The sequence below is a fragment of the Micromonospora sp. BRA006-A genome, from assembly GCF_033433935.1.
GTDB lineage: Bacteria > Actinomycetota > Actinomycetes > Mycobacteriales > Micromonosporaceae > Micromonospora > Micromonospora aurantiaca.
On record NZ_JANCLW010000001.1, the window covers coordinates 1,736,310 to 1,749,984 of the forward strand.

General features: G+C 72.1%; 13 protein-coding genes. 7 read left to right on the plus strand and 6 right to left on the minus strand.

Annotated features, from left to right (window positions below; genetic code table 11):
* Positions 1 to 88: 88 nt before the first annotated feature.
* From NMK34_RS08410 to NMK34_RS08425, 4 genes are all read right to left on the minus strand, one after another.
* Positions 89 to 1,156 carry an NADH:flavin oxidoreductase/NADH oxidase gene (locus NMK34_RS08410; protein ID WP_318332924.1) on the minus strand — a complete coding sequence of 356 codons (1,068 nt, stop codon included), beginning with the start codon at positions 1,154 to 1,156 and terminating at the stop codon, positions 89 to 91.
* A 70-nt stretch (positions 1,157 to 1,226) separates the two neighbouring features.
* Positions 1,227 to 2,507: a dicarboxylate/amino acid:cation symporter gene (locus tag NMK34_RS08415; protein ID WP_318336296.1), complete on the minus strand. Its 1,281-nt coding sequence runs from the start codon at positions 2,505 to 2,507 to the stop codon at positions 1,227 to 1,229.
* A gap of 137 nt (positions 2,508 to 2,644) precedes the next feature.
* On the minus strand, positions 2,645 to 3,313 hold the full coding sequence (locus NMK34_RS08420) for a DUF998 domain-containing protein (protein WP_318332925.1): 669 nt from the start codon (positions 3,311 to 3,313) through the stop codon (positions 2,645 to 2,647).
* Positions 3,306 to 4,271: a glutathione S-transferase family protein gene (locus NMK34_RS08425; RefSeq protein WP_269696300.1), complete on the minus strand. Its 966-nt coding sequence runs from the start codon at positions 4,269 to 4,271 to the stop codon at positions 3,306 to 3,308. Before NMK34_RS08425 ends, NMK34_RS08420 begins: the two co-directional genes overlap by 8 nt.
* Positions 4,272 to 4,358: 87 nt before the next feature.
* On the opposite strand from NMK34_RS08425, the gene pcaF reads away from it, so the two are divergent.
* From pcaF to NMK34_RS08460, 7 genes are all read left to right on the plus strand, one after another.
* On the plus strand, positions 4,359 to 5,564 hold the full coding sequence (pcaF, locus tag NMK34_RS08430) for a 3-oxoadipyl-CoA thiolase (RefSeq protein WP_318332926.1): 1,206 nt from the start codon (positions 4,359 to 4,361) through the stop codon (positions 5,562 to 5,564).
* Positions 5,565 to 5,680: 116 nt separating this feature from the next.
* Complete coding sequence (locus NMK34_RS08435) at positions 5,681 to 6,499, plus strand: SAM-dependent methyltransferase (protein ID WP_121686128.1); 819 nt, start codon at positions 5,681 to 5,683, stop codon at positions 6,497 to 6,499.
* Between the two features lie 5 nt (positions 6,500 to 6,504).
* Positions 6,505 to 8,655, plus strand: coding sequence for a putative bifunctional diguanylate cyclase/phosphodiesterase (locus tag NMK34_RS08440; RefSeq protein WP_318332927.1), 2,151 nt, complete (start codon positions 6,505 to 6,507; stop codon positions 8,653 to 8,655).
* An 88-nt stretch (positions 8,656 to 8,743) separates the two neighbouring features.
* Positions 8,744 to 9,244 carry a DUF456 domain-containing protein gene (locus tag NMK34_RS08445; protein ID WP_184977164.1) on the plus strand — a complete coding sequence of 167 codons (501 nt, stop codon included), beginning with the start codon at positions 8,744 to 8,746 and terminating at the stop codon, positions 9,242 to 9,244.
* 47 nt (positions 9,245 to 9,291) lie between these two features.
* A complete protein-coding gene (locus NMK34_RS08450) occupies positions 9,292 to 10,038 on the plus strand; it encodes an MBL fold metallo-hydrolase (protein WP_318332928.1) in 747 nt (248 codons plus the stop codon).
* Between the two features lie 261 nt (positions 10,039 to 10,299).
* Entirely contained in the window at positions 10,300 to 11,868 is a 1,569-nt protein-coding gene (locus NMK34_RS08455) for an amino acid permease (RefSeq protein WP_318332929.1), read from the plus strand.
* 29 nt (positions 11,869 to 11,897) lie between these two features.
* A complete protein-coding gene (locus NMK34_RS08460) occupies positions 11,898 to 12,275 on the plus strand; it encodes a nuclear transport factor 2 family protein (protein WP_184977161.1) in 378 nt (125 codons plus the stop codon).
* Between the two features lie 40 nt (positions 12,276 to 12,315).
* Here NMK34_RS08460 and NMK34_RS08465 read toward each other — a convergent pair whose 3' ends face one another.
* Both NMK34_RS08465 and NMK34_RS08470 read right to left on the minus strand, forming a co-directional pair.
* Positions 12,316 to 12,510: a DUF397 domain-containing protein gene (locus NMK34_RS08465; protein ID WP_013474420.1), complete on the minus strand. Its 195-nt coding sequence runs from the start codon at positions 12,508 to 12,510 to the stop codon at positions 12,316 to 12,318.
* Entirely contained in the window at positions 12,501 to 13,301 is an 801-nt protein-coding gene (locus tag NMK34_RS08470; RefSeq protein ID WP_013474421.1) for a helix-turn-helix domain-containing protein, read from the minus strand. Before NMK34_RS08470 ends, NMK34_RS08465 begins: the two co-directional genes overlap by 10 nt.
* Positions 13,302 to 13,675 lie beyond the last annotated feature (374 nt).

A 13,675-nucleotide genomic window follows, 5' to 3' on the forward strand; every position in this document is an offset into this window, starting at 1 on the left:
CGCCCTGCTGATCATGAAGTTGGCGGCGACAAATCGGACGCCGTTCGCCGCCAACTTCATGATCGACGCGCAAGGGCGGGGAGGCGGGTCAGAGGGCGCGGGTGTACTGGTCGGGCCATGTGGGGGCGGCGCCGAGCTTGGCGGCGGCGCGGTGCGGCCAATACGGGTCGCGCAGCAGTTCGCGGCCCAGCAGCACAAGGTCCGCCTCACCGCCGGCCACGATCTGTTCGGCCTGCTCGGGCTCGACGATCAGGCCCACGGCGCCGGTCGGCACCCCGGCGTCGCGGCGGATGCGGGCGGCGAGCGGCACCTGGTAGCCGGGTCCGACCGGGATGGACGCCTGGACCGCCGCGCCGCCCGAGGACGTGTCGACCAGGTCCACACCGGCGGCGGCCAGTTCCCCGGCGAGCACCACGCTGTCGTCGATGGTCCAGCCGTCGTCGGTCCAGTCGGTGGCGGAGATCCGGGTGAGCACCGGCACCGATTCGCCGACGGCGGCGCGTACCGCGCGGGCCACCTCCAGGGTGAGCCGCATCCGGGCGGCCCGGTCGCCGCCCCAGCCGTCGGTGCGCCGGTTGGTGAGCGGGGACAGGAACTCGTGCAGCAGGTAGCCGTGCGCGGCGTGGATCTCCACGGCGGCGAACCCGGCGTCGAGCGCCCGCCCGGCGGCGGTGGCGAAGGCGTCCACCACCGCGGCGATGCCCGACTCGTCCAGCGCGGTCGGCGTGCGGTACTCCGGTACGAACGGCTGGTCGCCCGGGCCGACCGGGGTCCAGCCGCCCTCGGCGTCCGGCACGCCGCCGCGCGCCGGTGCCCACGGCCGGTACGTGGACGCCTTGAACCCGGCGTGCGCGAGCTGTACGGCCGGGACCGCACCCTGACCGGCGACGAACGCCGTGATCGGCCGCCACGCGTCGACGTGCGCGCCGGACCAGAGCCCGGTGTCCTGCGGGCTGATCCGGCCCTCGGGCACCACTGCCGTCGCCTCGGTGATGACGAGCCCGGCCCCGCCGACCGCGCGGGAGCCGAGGTGGACCCGGTGCCAGTCGGTGGGCAGGCCGTCCGGCCCGGCGCTGTACTGGCACATGGGCGCCAGCGCGATCCGGTTGGGCAGCGTGACGCCGCGCAGGGCGAGCGGGGTGAACAGAGCGCTCATTGGCGAGGATCCTCCGGTCATGACTTCGGGTGCGTCCCGGTTTCGAGGGACGCACCCGTCGGGGTGTGGATCAGGCGGGTACGGGGTCGAGCCGCTCGGTCTCGACCGGCTCGATCAGGTCGCGCTTGCCGGCCGAGTCGTACGCGGCCCGGTCGAGCGTGCCCTCCCGGGCGGCCACGATGGTCGGCACCACTGCTTGCCCGGCCACGTTCGTGGCGGTACGGATCATGTCCAGGATCGGGTCGATGGCCAGCAGCAGGCCGGCCCCGGCCAGCGGCAGGCCCAGCGTGCTCAGGGTCAGCGTCAGCATGACGATCGCGCCGGTCAGGCCGGCGGTGGCGGCCGAGCCGACCACCGAGACGAACGCGATCAGCAGGTAGTCGGTGACGCCCAGGTTCACGCCGAAGACCTGCGCCACGAAGATCGCGGCGAGCGCCGGGTAGATGGCGGCGCAGCCGTCCATCTTCGTGGTGGCGCCGAACGGCACGGCGAAGGAGGCGTACTCGCGGGGGACGCCGAGGCGCTCGACCGAGCGCTGGGTCACCGGCATGGTGCCCACCGAGGAGCGGGAGACGAACGCCAGCTCGATGGCGGGCCAGGCGCCGGCGAAGAAGCGCAGCGGGTTGAGCTTGCCGGCCACCGCCAGCAGCACCGGGTAGACCACGAACAGCACCAGCGCGCAGCCGACGTAGACGGCGGTGGTGAACTTCGCGAGCGGGGCGAGCAGATCCCAGCCGTACGAGGCGACGGCGTTGCCGATCAGGCCGAGCGTGCCGATCGGGGCGAGCCGGATGACCCACCAGAGCGCCTTCTGCACGATCGACAGCAGCGAGCGGTTGAGCGACACGAACGGCTCGGCGGCGTCGCCGACCAGCAGCGCGGCGGCGCCCACCACCAGGGCGAGGAAGACGATCTGGAGGACGTTGCCCTCGACGAACGCGCCGACCGGGTTGGTCGGCACGATGCCGGTGAGGAAGTCGATCCAGGAGCCGGTGGTCTTCGGCGCGGTGGCGCCGGCCGGGTCCAGGTTGACGCCCCGGCCAGGGTCGGTGAGCAGGCCGATGCCGATGCCGATGCTCACCGCGATGAGCGCGGTGACGGCGAACCAGAGCAGCGTCTTGACGGCGAGCCGGGCGGCGTTGGCGACGCCGCGCAGGCTCACCACACTGACCACGATGGCGGTGAAGACAAGCGGCGGCACGGCGAGCTTGAGCAGCTGGACGAAGAGGCCGCCGACGGTGTCGAGCGTGCTGGTGAGCCAGGCGAGGTCGGCGGCGCGGGCGAGGAAACCGAGCGCCACGCCGAGCACGAGGCCGAGCAGGATCTGGACGGAGAAGGGAATTCTGCGCAGGGCGGAAGTCATGGGGACGGATCCAGGGTCTGGAGAGGGAAGGCGGGCGTCGGGGGCGTGGAGCTACGCCGGACAGACGCCGCTGGCCTGCCGTCGCAGATCGACGTACAGGCGCTCGGTGAGGCACCAGACATTGGTCATCGTCGCGACACGTTACTCCCGTCCGGCGTCCGAACGGAAGGACCGTCGCCGGTGAGGCTCCTTACAGCCAGGTAGCCGGAGGTGGCCAGTCCCCAGGCCGCCACCACGACCAGCAGCACCCGCTCCGACACCCCGAGCAGCGCGCTGCGCCCGACCAGCAGCAGCGCCGCCGCGACTACGGCGGCCACCGGCAGCGCCAGCGCCGCGCCGATCGCGGCGATCCGCCGCAGCCCCCGGTCCGCCGCCGGGGAGAACAGCAGCACCAGCATGGCGAGCACCACAGCGGCGGTCGCCGCGATGCTGGCCCCGCCGTGCACCAGGTCAGCCACCGTTGTCGCCTCGAACGGCGGCAGCGGGCAGCCCTCGCTGCACGTGACAGCGCCGGAGAGCACCGTGGCGACCGCGCCGACGCCGAGCAGCCCGGCCGCCGCGCGCACCCCCGGTGGCAGCGCCCCGGCGAGCAGCAGCAGCGACGCGGCCACCGAGAAGATCCCGATCCGGTACGCCCCGGCGTACCCGCTGTCGGTGATGCCCGCCTCACTCACGTACGCGATGGGGCCCGGGCCGGGACCGGCGATCACCGCGACGGTCACCGCTGCCACGCCGGCGGCCAGGCAGACGGCGGCGAACGCGGCGGCGATCCGGCGGGCCGTGTCCTCAGCCACGTCCGTGCGGGGTGGTCCAGCCGGACAGGTCGGGGCCGAGCGGCACGATCCGGGTCGGGTTGATCATGTCGTGGGTGGCGTAGTAGTGCCGCTTGATGTGGTCGAAGTCCACCGTCTCGCCGAAGCCGGGCGTCTGGAACAGGTCCCGCGCGTACGCCCACAGCACCGGCATCTCGGTGAGCTTGCGCTCGTTGCACTTGAAGTGCCCGTGGTACGCCACGTCGAAGCGCACCAGCGTGGTGAACAGGCGCACGTCCGCCTCGGTGATCGCGTCGCCCATCAGGTAGCGCCGGCCGGACAGCCGCTCGCTCAGCGCGTCCAGGCGGGCGAACAGCGCGGTGAACGCCTCGTCGTACGCCTCCTGCGAGGTGGCGAAGCCGCACCGGTACACGCCGTTGTTGACGTCCCGGTGGATCTCCGCCATCAGCGCGTCCATCTCCGGCCGCAGCTCGACCGGGTAGAGATCCGGTGCGTCCGGCGCGTGGAACCGCCGCCACTCGGTCGAGAAGTCCAGCGTGAGCTGCGGATAGTCGTTCGTCACGACCCGTCCGGTGAGCGTGTCCACGAGCGCCGGCACCGTCACCCGGCCGGTGTAGTCCCTGTCGGTGGACAGGTACGCCTCGGACAGGAAGCCGATGCCGAGCACCGGGTCGAAGCCGTCCGGGTCGAGCGCGAACCGCCAGCCCCGCTCGTCCCGGATCGGGTCGACGGTGCCCAGCGAGATCACCTCGTCCAGCCCGAGCAGGCCGCGCACGATCCGGGCCCGGTGCGCCCACGGGCAGGCCCGGCACCAGATCAGCCGGTAGCGGCCCGCCTCCAGCGGCCAGCGTCCCGCCTCGTCCGGCCCGCCGCCCTCGGGTGACGTGGAGTGCGGGGTGACCCGGCCGGTGAACCGGTTGGGCTGGCGGACGAACGCGCCGCCACCGCTGGTCTCTGCGCTGAACTGAGCCCCGGACATGCGGCAAACCTATCCGCTCCGGTCACGGATATCCTGGCGCCGGGTACCCCCACCGACCCCTTCCCACCCCCGAAGGACGTACGCGCGATGACAGTGGCCTATCTCGTTGCCGGAGTCCGCACCCCGATCGGCCGGTACGCCGGCGCCCTGGCCGGGGTCCGCCCGGACGACCTGGCCGCGCACGTCGTCCGCGAGCTGGTGGCCCGCCACCCCTCGGTCGACTGGGCCCGCACCGACGACGTGATCCTGGGCTGCGCCAACCAGGCCGGCGAGGACAACCGCAACGTGGCCCGGATGGCCGCGCTGCTCGGCGGCCTGCCGGAGGAGGTGCCGGGCAGCACCGTCAACCGGCTCTGCGGCTCCGGCCTGGACGCGCTCGCCTCCGCCGCCCGCGCGATCGTCGCCGGGGAGGCCGACCTGGTGGTGGCCGGCGGCGTGGAGAGCATGAGCCGCGCGCCGTTCGTCATGCCGAAGGCGGCCACGCCGTTCGCCCGCACCGCCGAGGTGTACGACACCACGATCGGCTGGCGGCTGGTCAACCCGCTGATGCGCAAGGGCTGGGGCATCGACTCGATGCCGGAGACGGCCGAGAACGTGGCAGCCGAGTTCGGCGTGGACCGGGCCGCGCAGGACGCCTTCGCGTACCGGTCGCAGCAGCGGGCCGCCGAGGCGCAGGCCGACGGCCGGCTGGCCGAGGAGATCGTCCCGGTGACCGTGCCCGCCGGCAAGCGCGAGACGAAGCTGGTCGAGACCGACGAGCACCCGCGCGAGACGACGCTTGCGAAGCTCGCCGCGCTGCCCACCCCGTTCCGCGAGGGCGGCACTGTCACGGCCGGCAACTCCTCCGGCGTCAACGACGGCGCCGTCGCGCTGCTCGTCGCCTCCGCGGCGGCCGTCGAACGCTACGGCCTCACCCCGCTGGCCCGGGTACGCGGCGCCGCGTCGGCGGGCGTACCGCCACGGATCATGGGCATCGGCCCGGTCCCGGCGACCCGCAAGCTGCTCGACCGGACGAGCCTGTCGCTCACCGACGTGGACGTGATCGAGCTGAACGAGGCGTTCGCCGCGCAGTCCGTGGCGGTGCTGCGCGAGCTGGGCCTGCCGGAGGACGCCGAGCACGTCAACCCGGGCGGCGGGGCCATCGCGCTGGGTCACCCGCTCGGGGCCAGCGGTGCCCGGCTGGCGTTGACGGCCGCGCTGGAACTGCGCCGCCGGGGCGGCCGGCGGGCGCTCGCCACCATGTGCATCGGCGTCGGCCAGGGCATCTCGCTGCTGCTGGAGTCGGCCGACTGAACCGGGCCACCGGCATCGCCTCCAGTGGATCTCCCGAACCCGGCCGTACCGGCCTAGAGTGGTCTGGACCACATGATCCGCCATCGACGGCGGACGACGACCTGGGGGACCGAGCGATGCAGACGCCGGAGAGCCTGCCCACCGAGATCGACCTGAGCCGGCCGAGCGCCGCCCGGGTCTACGACTACTTCCTCGGTGGGGCGCACAACTTCGAGATCGACCGGCAGCTCGCCGAACAGATCGCGGCCATGACGCCGAACCTGGCCGCCACCATGCGCTCCGGGCGGGAGTTCCTGCGCCGGGCCGTACGGGTGCTGCTCGACGCCGGCATCGACCAGTTCCTCGACATCGGCTCCGGCATCCCCACCGTCGGCAACGTGCACGAGGTCGCCCAGGCGGCCGACCCGGACGCCCGGATCGTGTACGTCGACATCGACCCGGTCGCCGTGGCGCACAGCCACGAACTGCTCGCCGGCAACGACCGGGCCACGGCGGTCCTGGCCGACCTGCGCGAGCCGAAGCTGATCCTGGACCACGCCGCCGCCAGCGGCCTGATCGACTTCGACCGGCCGCTGGGCATCCTGCTCGCCGGCGTGGTGCACTTCGTGCCCGACGCCGACCGCCCGGCCGACATCCTGGCCACCCTGCGTGCCGCCGCCGCGCCCGGCAGCTACCTGGTCATCTCCCACTCGACGTTCGAGGACCAGCCGCAGGAGATGCTGGACGCGCAGCGGCTGTCGGCGCGTACCGCCACGGAGATCACGTTGCGCTCGCGGGCCGAGATCACCGGCTTCTTCGGCGACTGGACGATCCTCGAACCGGGCGTGGTGCACATGCCGCTGTGGCGGCCCGACTCCCCGTCGGACGTGGACGAGCACCCGGAGCGGTTCGGGGCCTTCGGCGGCGTCGCCCGGCACGACCGCGCCGCCGGCTGAACCCCGTGCGCGCCCCGGACAGCGACGGGGGCGACGTCAGCCGGCCCGGCGCCGCCGCGTACGCCGCCGAGTGGGCTCGCGCGGTGCGCCGCATCGGGTTCGTGCCGCTGAGCGCGGCCGAGACCGAGCGCCTGCTGGTGCCGCTCACCGAGCGGCTCGGTGAGGCCCTGCTCGCCCCCACCTTCTCCGCCGGCCCGGCGGAGGAGGTGGGCCGTGCCCTGGTCCAGGCGCACCTCACCGAGCCGGGGGTACTCGACTGGTCGGTGCAGGCGCTCGGTGACCGGTTCCTGCCGTGGGTGCTGCCGTCACGCACCGAGTCGCCGGAGCTGCGCGAGCGGGTGGCACTGCTGCAGGGCGCGTTCGCCGCCGGGTTCGCCCGCGCGCTACGCGACCGGGTCTTCAGCCAGCAGGAGCGGATCGCCCGGTCGGCGTGGCAGGCCCGGGACACCGTCGAGCAGGCGCTACGGGACAGCGAGGCCCGCTTCCGGGCGGTCTTCACCGGCGCCGCCATCGGCATCGGCATCGCCGGTGTGGACGGGCAGATCATCGAGGTCAACCAGGCGTTCGCGGACATGCTCGGCTACACCGTCGCGGAGATGCGGCGGATGAACGTGTCGGCGTTGTTCCACCCCGACGACGCGACCGGGATGTGGGAGCTGTACAAGGAGCTGATCGAGGGCAAGCGGGACAGCGCCCGGGTGGAGAAGCGCTACTACCGCAAGGACGGCAGCGTGGTCTGGACCGACCTCGCGGTGTCGCTGATCCGGCACGACGACGGCCGGCCCCGGTTCACCGTCGCCATGGTGGAGGACATCACCCAGCGGTACGAGTTGCAGCAGCGGCTGCGTTTCCAGGCGCTGCACGACCCGCTGACCGGCCTGCCCAACCGCACGCTGTTCTTCGACGAGCTCGGCGCGGTCTTCGACGCCGCCGGCCCGGACCAGCGCGTCGGGCTCTGCTTCATCGACCTGGACGGCTTCAAGGCGGTGAACGACAGCCTCGGCCACGACCTGGGCGACCGGCTGCTCAAGGTGATCGCCCGCCGGCTCAGCGACTGCGTGGCCGGACGTGGCCACCTGGTCGCCCGGATGGGCGGCGACGAGTTCGTCATCCTGGTCGACTCCGACGGCGGTATCGACGACGCGGTGGAGGTCGCCGAGCTGGCCCTGGCCGCGGTGTCCGCGCCGGTGCACGTCGGTGACCAGCAGCTCGCCGTGTCGGCGAGCATCGGCATCGTGGAGTGCCCGGCGGCGGAGACGAGCGTCGGTGACCTGATGAAGGCCGCCGACACCACGCTGTACTGGGCCAAGGCGGAGGGCCGGGGCCGCTGGGCGGTGTACGACCCGGAGCGCAGTGCCGCCGACATCGCCCGTTCCGCGCTGGCCGCGAACCTGCCCGCCGCGCTGGACCGGGGCGAGTTCGTGCTGCACTACCAGCCGATCGTGTCGCTGCTGGACGGCACGATGGTGGCGGTCGAGGCGCTGGTGCGCTGGCAGCACCCGGAGCTGGGGCTGATCGGCCCGGACCGGTTCATCGGGCTGGCCGAGGAGACCGGCCTGATCGTCCGGCTCGGCGCCTGGGTGCTACGCCAGGCGTGCCGTGACGCCGAGTCGTGGCGGCGCGCGTACCCGGACACCACGCCGGTGGTCAGCGTCAACCTGGCCGCCCGGCAGGCCGACGACCCGGCCATCGTGGAGACGGTGGCGGAGGCGTTGCAGCACACCGGCCTGCCGGCCGAGCTGTTGCAGCTGGAGCTGACCGAGAGCGCCGTCATGGGCAGCGCCGGCGAGCCGCTGCGGACGCTGCACCAGCTCGCCGGCCTCGGGCTGCGGCTGGCCATCGACGACTTCGGCACCGGCTACTCGAACCTGGCGTACCTGCGGCGGCTGCCGATCCACTGCGTGAAGCTGGCCGGCCCGTTCGTCGAGGGGATAAAGGGTGACGGCGGGGACGTGGTCGCCGACCACCGGGACGAGCGGATCGTGGACGCGCTGGTCCGGCTGGCGCACGCGCTGGAGCTGTCGGTGACGGCCGAGGCGGTGGAGACCGAGGTGCAGGCCGAACGGCTGCGCGCGCTGCGCTGCGACACCGGGCAGGGCCGGCTGTTCGGCGCACCGATGCCCGCCGACGGCATCCGCGCCCGCCTGGGCGGGTAAGGAAGGGCCCCCTCTTAACGCCTCCGGTAGAGCAGGGGGCCCCGCTTAACACCTCCCGCGAACGCGGCAGGCGAGGAAGGGAGAACCGGTGAGCCTCACCGATTCGCAGGCCGTGGTGTCGGTGGTCGCCGCGCTGGCGATCGTCGCCGGCCTTGCCGGGGTGGTGGTGCCCGGGTTACCGGCGCTGCCGCTGTGCTGGGGCGGCGTACTGGTGTGGACGCTGTTCGGCGACGCCGGACCGGGCCGCTGGGCGGTGCTCGCCGCCGCCACGGTGATCGCCGCCGGTGGCACCGTGCTCAAGTACCTCTGGCCGGGGCGCAACCTGAAGCGGACCGGCGTGCCCACCACCTCGCTGCTGGCGGGCGGGCTGCTCGGCGTGGTCGGGTTCTTCGTGATCCCGGTGATCGGGCTGCCGATCGGCTTCGTCGGCGGCATCTTCGGCGCCGAACGGCTGCGGCTCGGCGACACCCGGCTGGCCTGGCCGGCCACGGTGCAGGCACTCAAGGCGGCCGGGCTGTCGATGGTCCTGGAGTTCACCGCCGGTCTGATGATCGCCGCGCTGTGGGTCGCGGGGCTGCTGTTCGTCTGACCGTCGCCGGCCCACCCGGCGAGCACCCCACCGGTACGGTCGACCGGATGCGGACAACCGTCCTGGGCGGCCTCGGCGCCTACCCCACCGCCCACCAGGCCTGCGCCGGCTTCCTCGTCGAACACGACGGCTTCCGGCTGCTGATCGACCCCGGCTACGCGACGCTGCAACCGTTGCTGGCGCTCACGCGGGCGGAGCACGTCGACGCCGTCTACGTCAGCCACGGCCACCCCGACCACTGCGCGGACCTGCAACCGCTGATCCGCGCCCGGGTGCTCGCGAACCGGTCCGGGCCGCCCCTGCCGGTGTACGCCCTCACGGGCAGCCTCGCCGGGCTGCTCGCGATCGACGAGCCGGGCCTGCTCGAACCCGGGTACCGGCTGACCGGGTTCACCCCGGGGGAGACGCTGCGTCTGGGGCCGTACGAGGTGCGGACGTTCGCGTTGCCGCACTGGGTGCCGAACGCCGGGGCCCGGTTCTCGGCGGCGGGCCTGGTGCTCGCCTACACCGGGGACACCGGACCCAGCCCGGCGCGGGTGGAGCTGGCTCGCGACGCGGACCTGCTGATCGCGGAGGCGACCTATCCGGACGAACTCCCGCAGCGGCACGAGGGAAACCTGTCCAGCGCCGTCGAGGTCGGCCGGTACGCCGCCGAGGCCGGGGTGCGGCGCCTGCTGCTCACCCATCTGTGGCCCGGGACGGAGCCGCGGGAGGCGCTGACCGCCGTACGGCGCGGGTTCGCAGGCCCGGTGGAGGTGGCAGCGCCCGGGCTGACGGTGACCGTCGGCCGGTAGGGAGCGGCGGCGCGGGGCGTCCGGAGGGTACGGCCGAGCGCCGTACTTCAGTGAGAGAGAGGTGGACGCCGCGCGCCGCCGCGGACCGGGCGTTGCCGAGCGCCCGGTGCCGGCCCGTCGGGTCGGGCCTGGTCACGCCCACAATGATGCCCCGGGTGGGATCGGGCGACAACGCAATTACGGGGGTACGTATTGACCGCCTTGATCGGCCGGGAGCACACTGCGAGCACTCGCACGAGCATCGCCTCGAGGAGGTGTGCAGTGGCCACGACGCCCGCGCCGACCGCCGAGCAGCCGATGGACGACGACGCCCGACGACTCGCCGAACTCGGCTACAAACAGGAGCTGCGCCGCAAGTGGAGCGGCTTCTCCAACTTCGCGATCTCGTTCTCCATCATCTCGATCCTGGCCGGCTGCTTCACCACGTTCGGCCAGGCGTGGAACAACGGCGGCCCGGTGGCGATCTCCTGGGGCTGGCCGCTGATCTCGCTGTTCATCCTGATCATCGGCTTCTGCCTGGCCGAGCTGGTGTCGGCGTACCCGACGGCGGGCGGAATCTACTGGTGGGCGGCGACGATGGGGCGGCCGGTGCACGGCTGGTTCACCGGCTGGCTCAACCTGATCGGGCTGGTCGCGGTGACCGCGTCGGTCGACTACGGCTGCGCCACGTTCCTCAACCTGACGCTGTCGGCGCTGTTCGACGGCTGGGCCGGCACCGGGCACCAGACGTTCGGCCTGTTCGTGGTGATCCTCGCGCTGCACGGGCTGATCAACATCTACGGGCACCGGATCATCGACGTACTCCAGAACGTCTCGGTCTGGTGGCACGTCGCCGGCGCGGCCGCCGTGGTGCTGATCCTGGTCCTGGTCCCGGACAACCACCAGAGCTTCCAGTTCGTGTTCACCGAGCGGTTCAACAACTCCGGCTTCGGTGACGGCGACACCGGCGGGCTGGCGTTCTGGTTCTACGTGCTGCCGCTGGGCTTCCTGCTCACGCAGTACACGATCACCGGCTTCGACGCCTGCGCGCACGTCTCCGAGGAGACCCGGGGCGCCTCCAAGGCCGCCGCGCAGGGGCTGTGGCGGTCGATCTTCTACTCGGCGGTGGGCGGCTGGATCCTGCTGCTGGCGTTCCTGTTCGCGGCCACCGACGTGGACGCGATCAACGAGGCGGGCGGCTTCTCCGGGGCGATCTTCGAGTCCGCGCTGACGCCGTTCTTCTTCAAGGCCGTCATCATCATCTCCACCATCGGGCAGTTCTTCTGCGGCATGAGCTGCGTGACCTCGATGTCGCGGATGGCGTACGCGTTCAGCCGGGACCGGGCGGTGCCCGGCTGGCGGCTGTGGTCGAAGGTGAACCGCAACGGCACGCCCGTCAACGCCATCATCGGCGCGACGCTGGCCGGGCTGGTGCTCACGCTGCCCGCGCTCTACCAGCGCGGCGGCATCCCTGTGGCGTTCTACGCGGTGGTGTCGGTCGCGGTGATCGGGCTGTACCTGTCCTTCATCATCCCGATCTTCCTGCGGCTGCGGATGGGTGACCGGTTCACCCCGGGCCCGTGGACGCTCGGCCGCCGCTACAAGCTGCTCGGCTGGATCGCGGTGGTCGAGATCGCCGTCATCTCGGTCTACTTCGTGCTGCCGATCGTCCCGGCGGGTGTGCCCGGCAACCCCGGCTTCAGCTGGACGGCGGTGAACTACGCACCCATCGCGATCGGTGGCGTGCTGCTCGGCGTCGCAGTCTGGTGGTACGCCTCGGCCCGCAAGTGGTTCACCGGCCCGCGCCGCACCGTCGACCAGGCCGAACCCGAGCCCGCCGAGCCGTCGTAGCTGTCGGTGGGGCCTGCCATGATCCGGCGATGGAAACGGAAACGGTGGTACGCGCGCTGTGGGACCGCATGCAGGCCCGGGACTGGGCCGGCGTCGGCGACCTGCTGGCCGACGACGTGGTGGTGGAGTGGCCGGCCAGCGCCGAGCGGATCGTCGGCCGCGACAACTACGTGAAGGTCAACGCCGAGTACCCGGAGGGCTGGTCGATCCGGGTGCTGCGGGTGGTGGCGGCGGGCGACACGGTGGTGTCCGAGGTGGAGGTGCCGCACGAGGGAATGGGCGTGCACCGGGTCGCGTCGTTCTGGACCGTGCGGGGCGGGCGGATCACCGAGGGCCGGGAGTACTGGACCAGCCTCGGCCAGGACCCGTCCCCGCAGTGGCGATCCGCCTGGGTCCAGCCGATGTGAGCGCCGGGCTGTCCGGAGATCTTGGCGATCGTTTTGTCGGTTAGGCTGCGGATCCGATCTGCTTGGCCAGTCCGACGAACGACCTCCACGACGTCGGGGTGACGTGGAGCGTGCCGCCGTCCCGGTCCTTGGAGTCGCGTACCAGCACCACTTCCGTCAGGTTGTCAGCCACCTCGACGCAGTCGGTGTTGCCGCTCCGGGTCGCCTTTCGCCAGGTCGCGCCGCTCAGATCCATGACGTCTCCACCTCTTTCAGAAGCTCGAGAGACTGCCGGCGGGGCAAAGCTTCACTCCGGATCATCTCCCATCTCGACTGAAGCGTAGCCACGTCGGCGTCGCCGTCGATCACGCTCGTGGTGAGCTGGCATTCCATGCTGGCGACCCAACCGCCCTCCGCGCCTCTCGCCAGAGTGAACGGACCGGACAAGCCGATGTGCAACCCGACCTGTAGTGGAAGCACGTGGATACTGATGTGCGGGCGCTCGGCGCAGACGACCAGGTGCTCGATCTGCTGAGCCATCAGGCCGCGGAAGCTCTCTTCGCGGCGGTGCAGCATTCCCTCGTCGAGTACAGCGATGAGCTGGGGCGGAGATGGCTGCCGCAGGACTTCCTGGCGATCCATGCGGGCTGCCACGCGGCTCTCCACGTCGGCATCGCTGAGTAGGTCGTCACAGCGAATCACCGCTCGGGCGTAGTTCTCCGTCTGAAGCAGGGCTGGAATGAGAGTCGGGTGGAAGCACCGGAGCTGTCGAGCGTTGCGTTCGGCATCGAGCCATGGGCGGAGCCAGGACGGCAAGCCCTCGCGTTCGGCCATCTTGAGCAGGGACACCAGCAGGCCGCCGGAGTTCAGCACCTCGTCGGCACGAGCCAAGAAGAGCCGGTCGTACGGACGGCTGCCGGTTTCGACGGCGGACACCATTGACGGCGAGTAGTGGACCAACCGGCCGAATTCCTCCTGATTGAGACCGGCAACGTTCCGTAGTCGGCGGAGCTGCGCACGGATCAACTCTGCTGTCGGTTCCTCCACAGTTCCTCCACAGTCCGTGCGTGAATTTCATTCGGTGTCTGCCGGTTGAGCCCGTACTTCACTCGTGCGCCGTGACCAGGCTCGATGCCTTCCGACCGTAGCGGTGTCCTCACCAGACTGTCACGCATGCGGATCCGCTCGTCGCAGGCGAGCACGGGCGGATTCCAGCCCGGGGCCGCCCGGTCCCGACGATGCCGGACGGCCCCCTCCATCTGCGAGGAGGCCGATGTGCGTGTCCGATGGTTCCGGTGCCGTACCCGGGAGCTGCCCACCCTGCCGAAGCGCGACCCCGGCAGCAACCTGCCGGCGTGGATGCGCGAGCCGACCCGGGCGTTTCCCACGGTTCGCCCGGGCAGCCCCGGTCGTCTGACACC

What these genes read in the sequence shown, in the direction of transcription:
- NMK34_RS08450 (WP_318332928.1), top strand. Translation starts at nt 9,292, where the DNA reads ATGCGGACAACCGTCCTGGGCGGCCTCGGCGCCTACCCCACCGCCCAC.
- NMK34_RS08425 (WP_269696300.1), bottom strand. Translation starts at nt 4,271, where the DNA reads ATGTCCGGGGCTCAGTTCAGCGCAGAGACCAGCGGTGGCGGCGCGTTC.
- NMK34_RS08460 (WP_184977161.1), top strand. Translation starts at nt 11,898, where the DNA reads ATGGAAACGGAAACGGTGGTACGCGCGCTGTGGGACCGCATGCAGGCC.
- NMK34_RS08435 (WP_121686128.1), top strand. Translation starts at nt 5,681, where the DNA reads ATGCAGACGCCGGAGAGCCTGCCCACCGAGATCGACCTGAGCCGGCCG.
- pcaF (WP_318332926.1), top strand. Translation starts at nt 4,359, where the DNA reads ATGACAGTGGCCTATCTCGTTGCCGGAGTCCGCACCCCGATCGGCCGG.
- NMK34_RS08410 (WP_318332924.1), bottom strand. Translation starts at nt 1,156, where the DNA reads ATGAGCGCTCTGTTCACCCCGCTCGCCCTGCGCGGCGTCACGCTGCCC.
- NMK34_RS08465 (WP_013474420.1), bottom strand. Translation starts at nt 12,510, where the DNA reads ATGGATCTGAGCGGCGCGACCTGGCGAAAGGCGACCCGGAGCGGCAAC.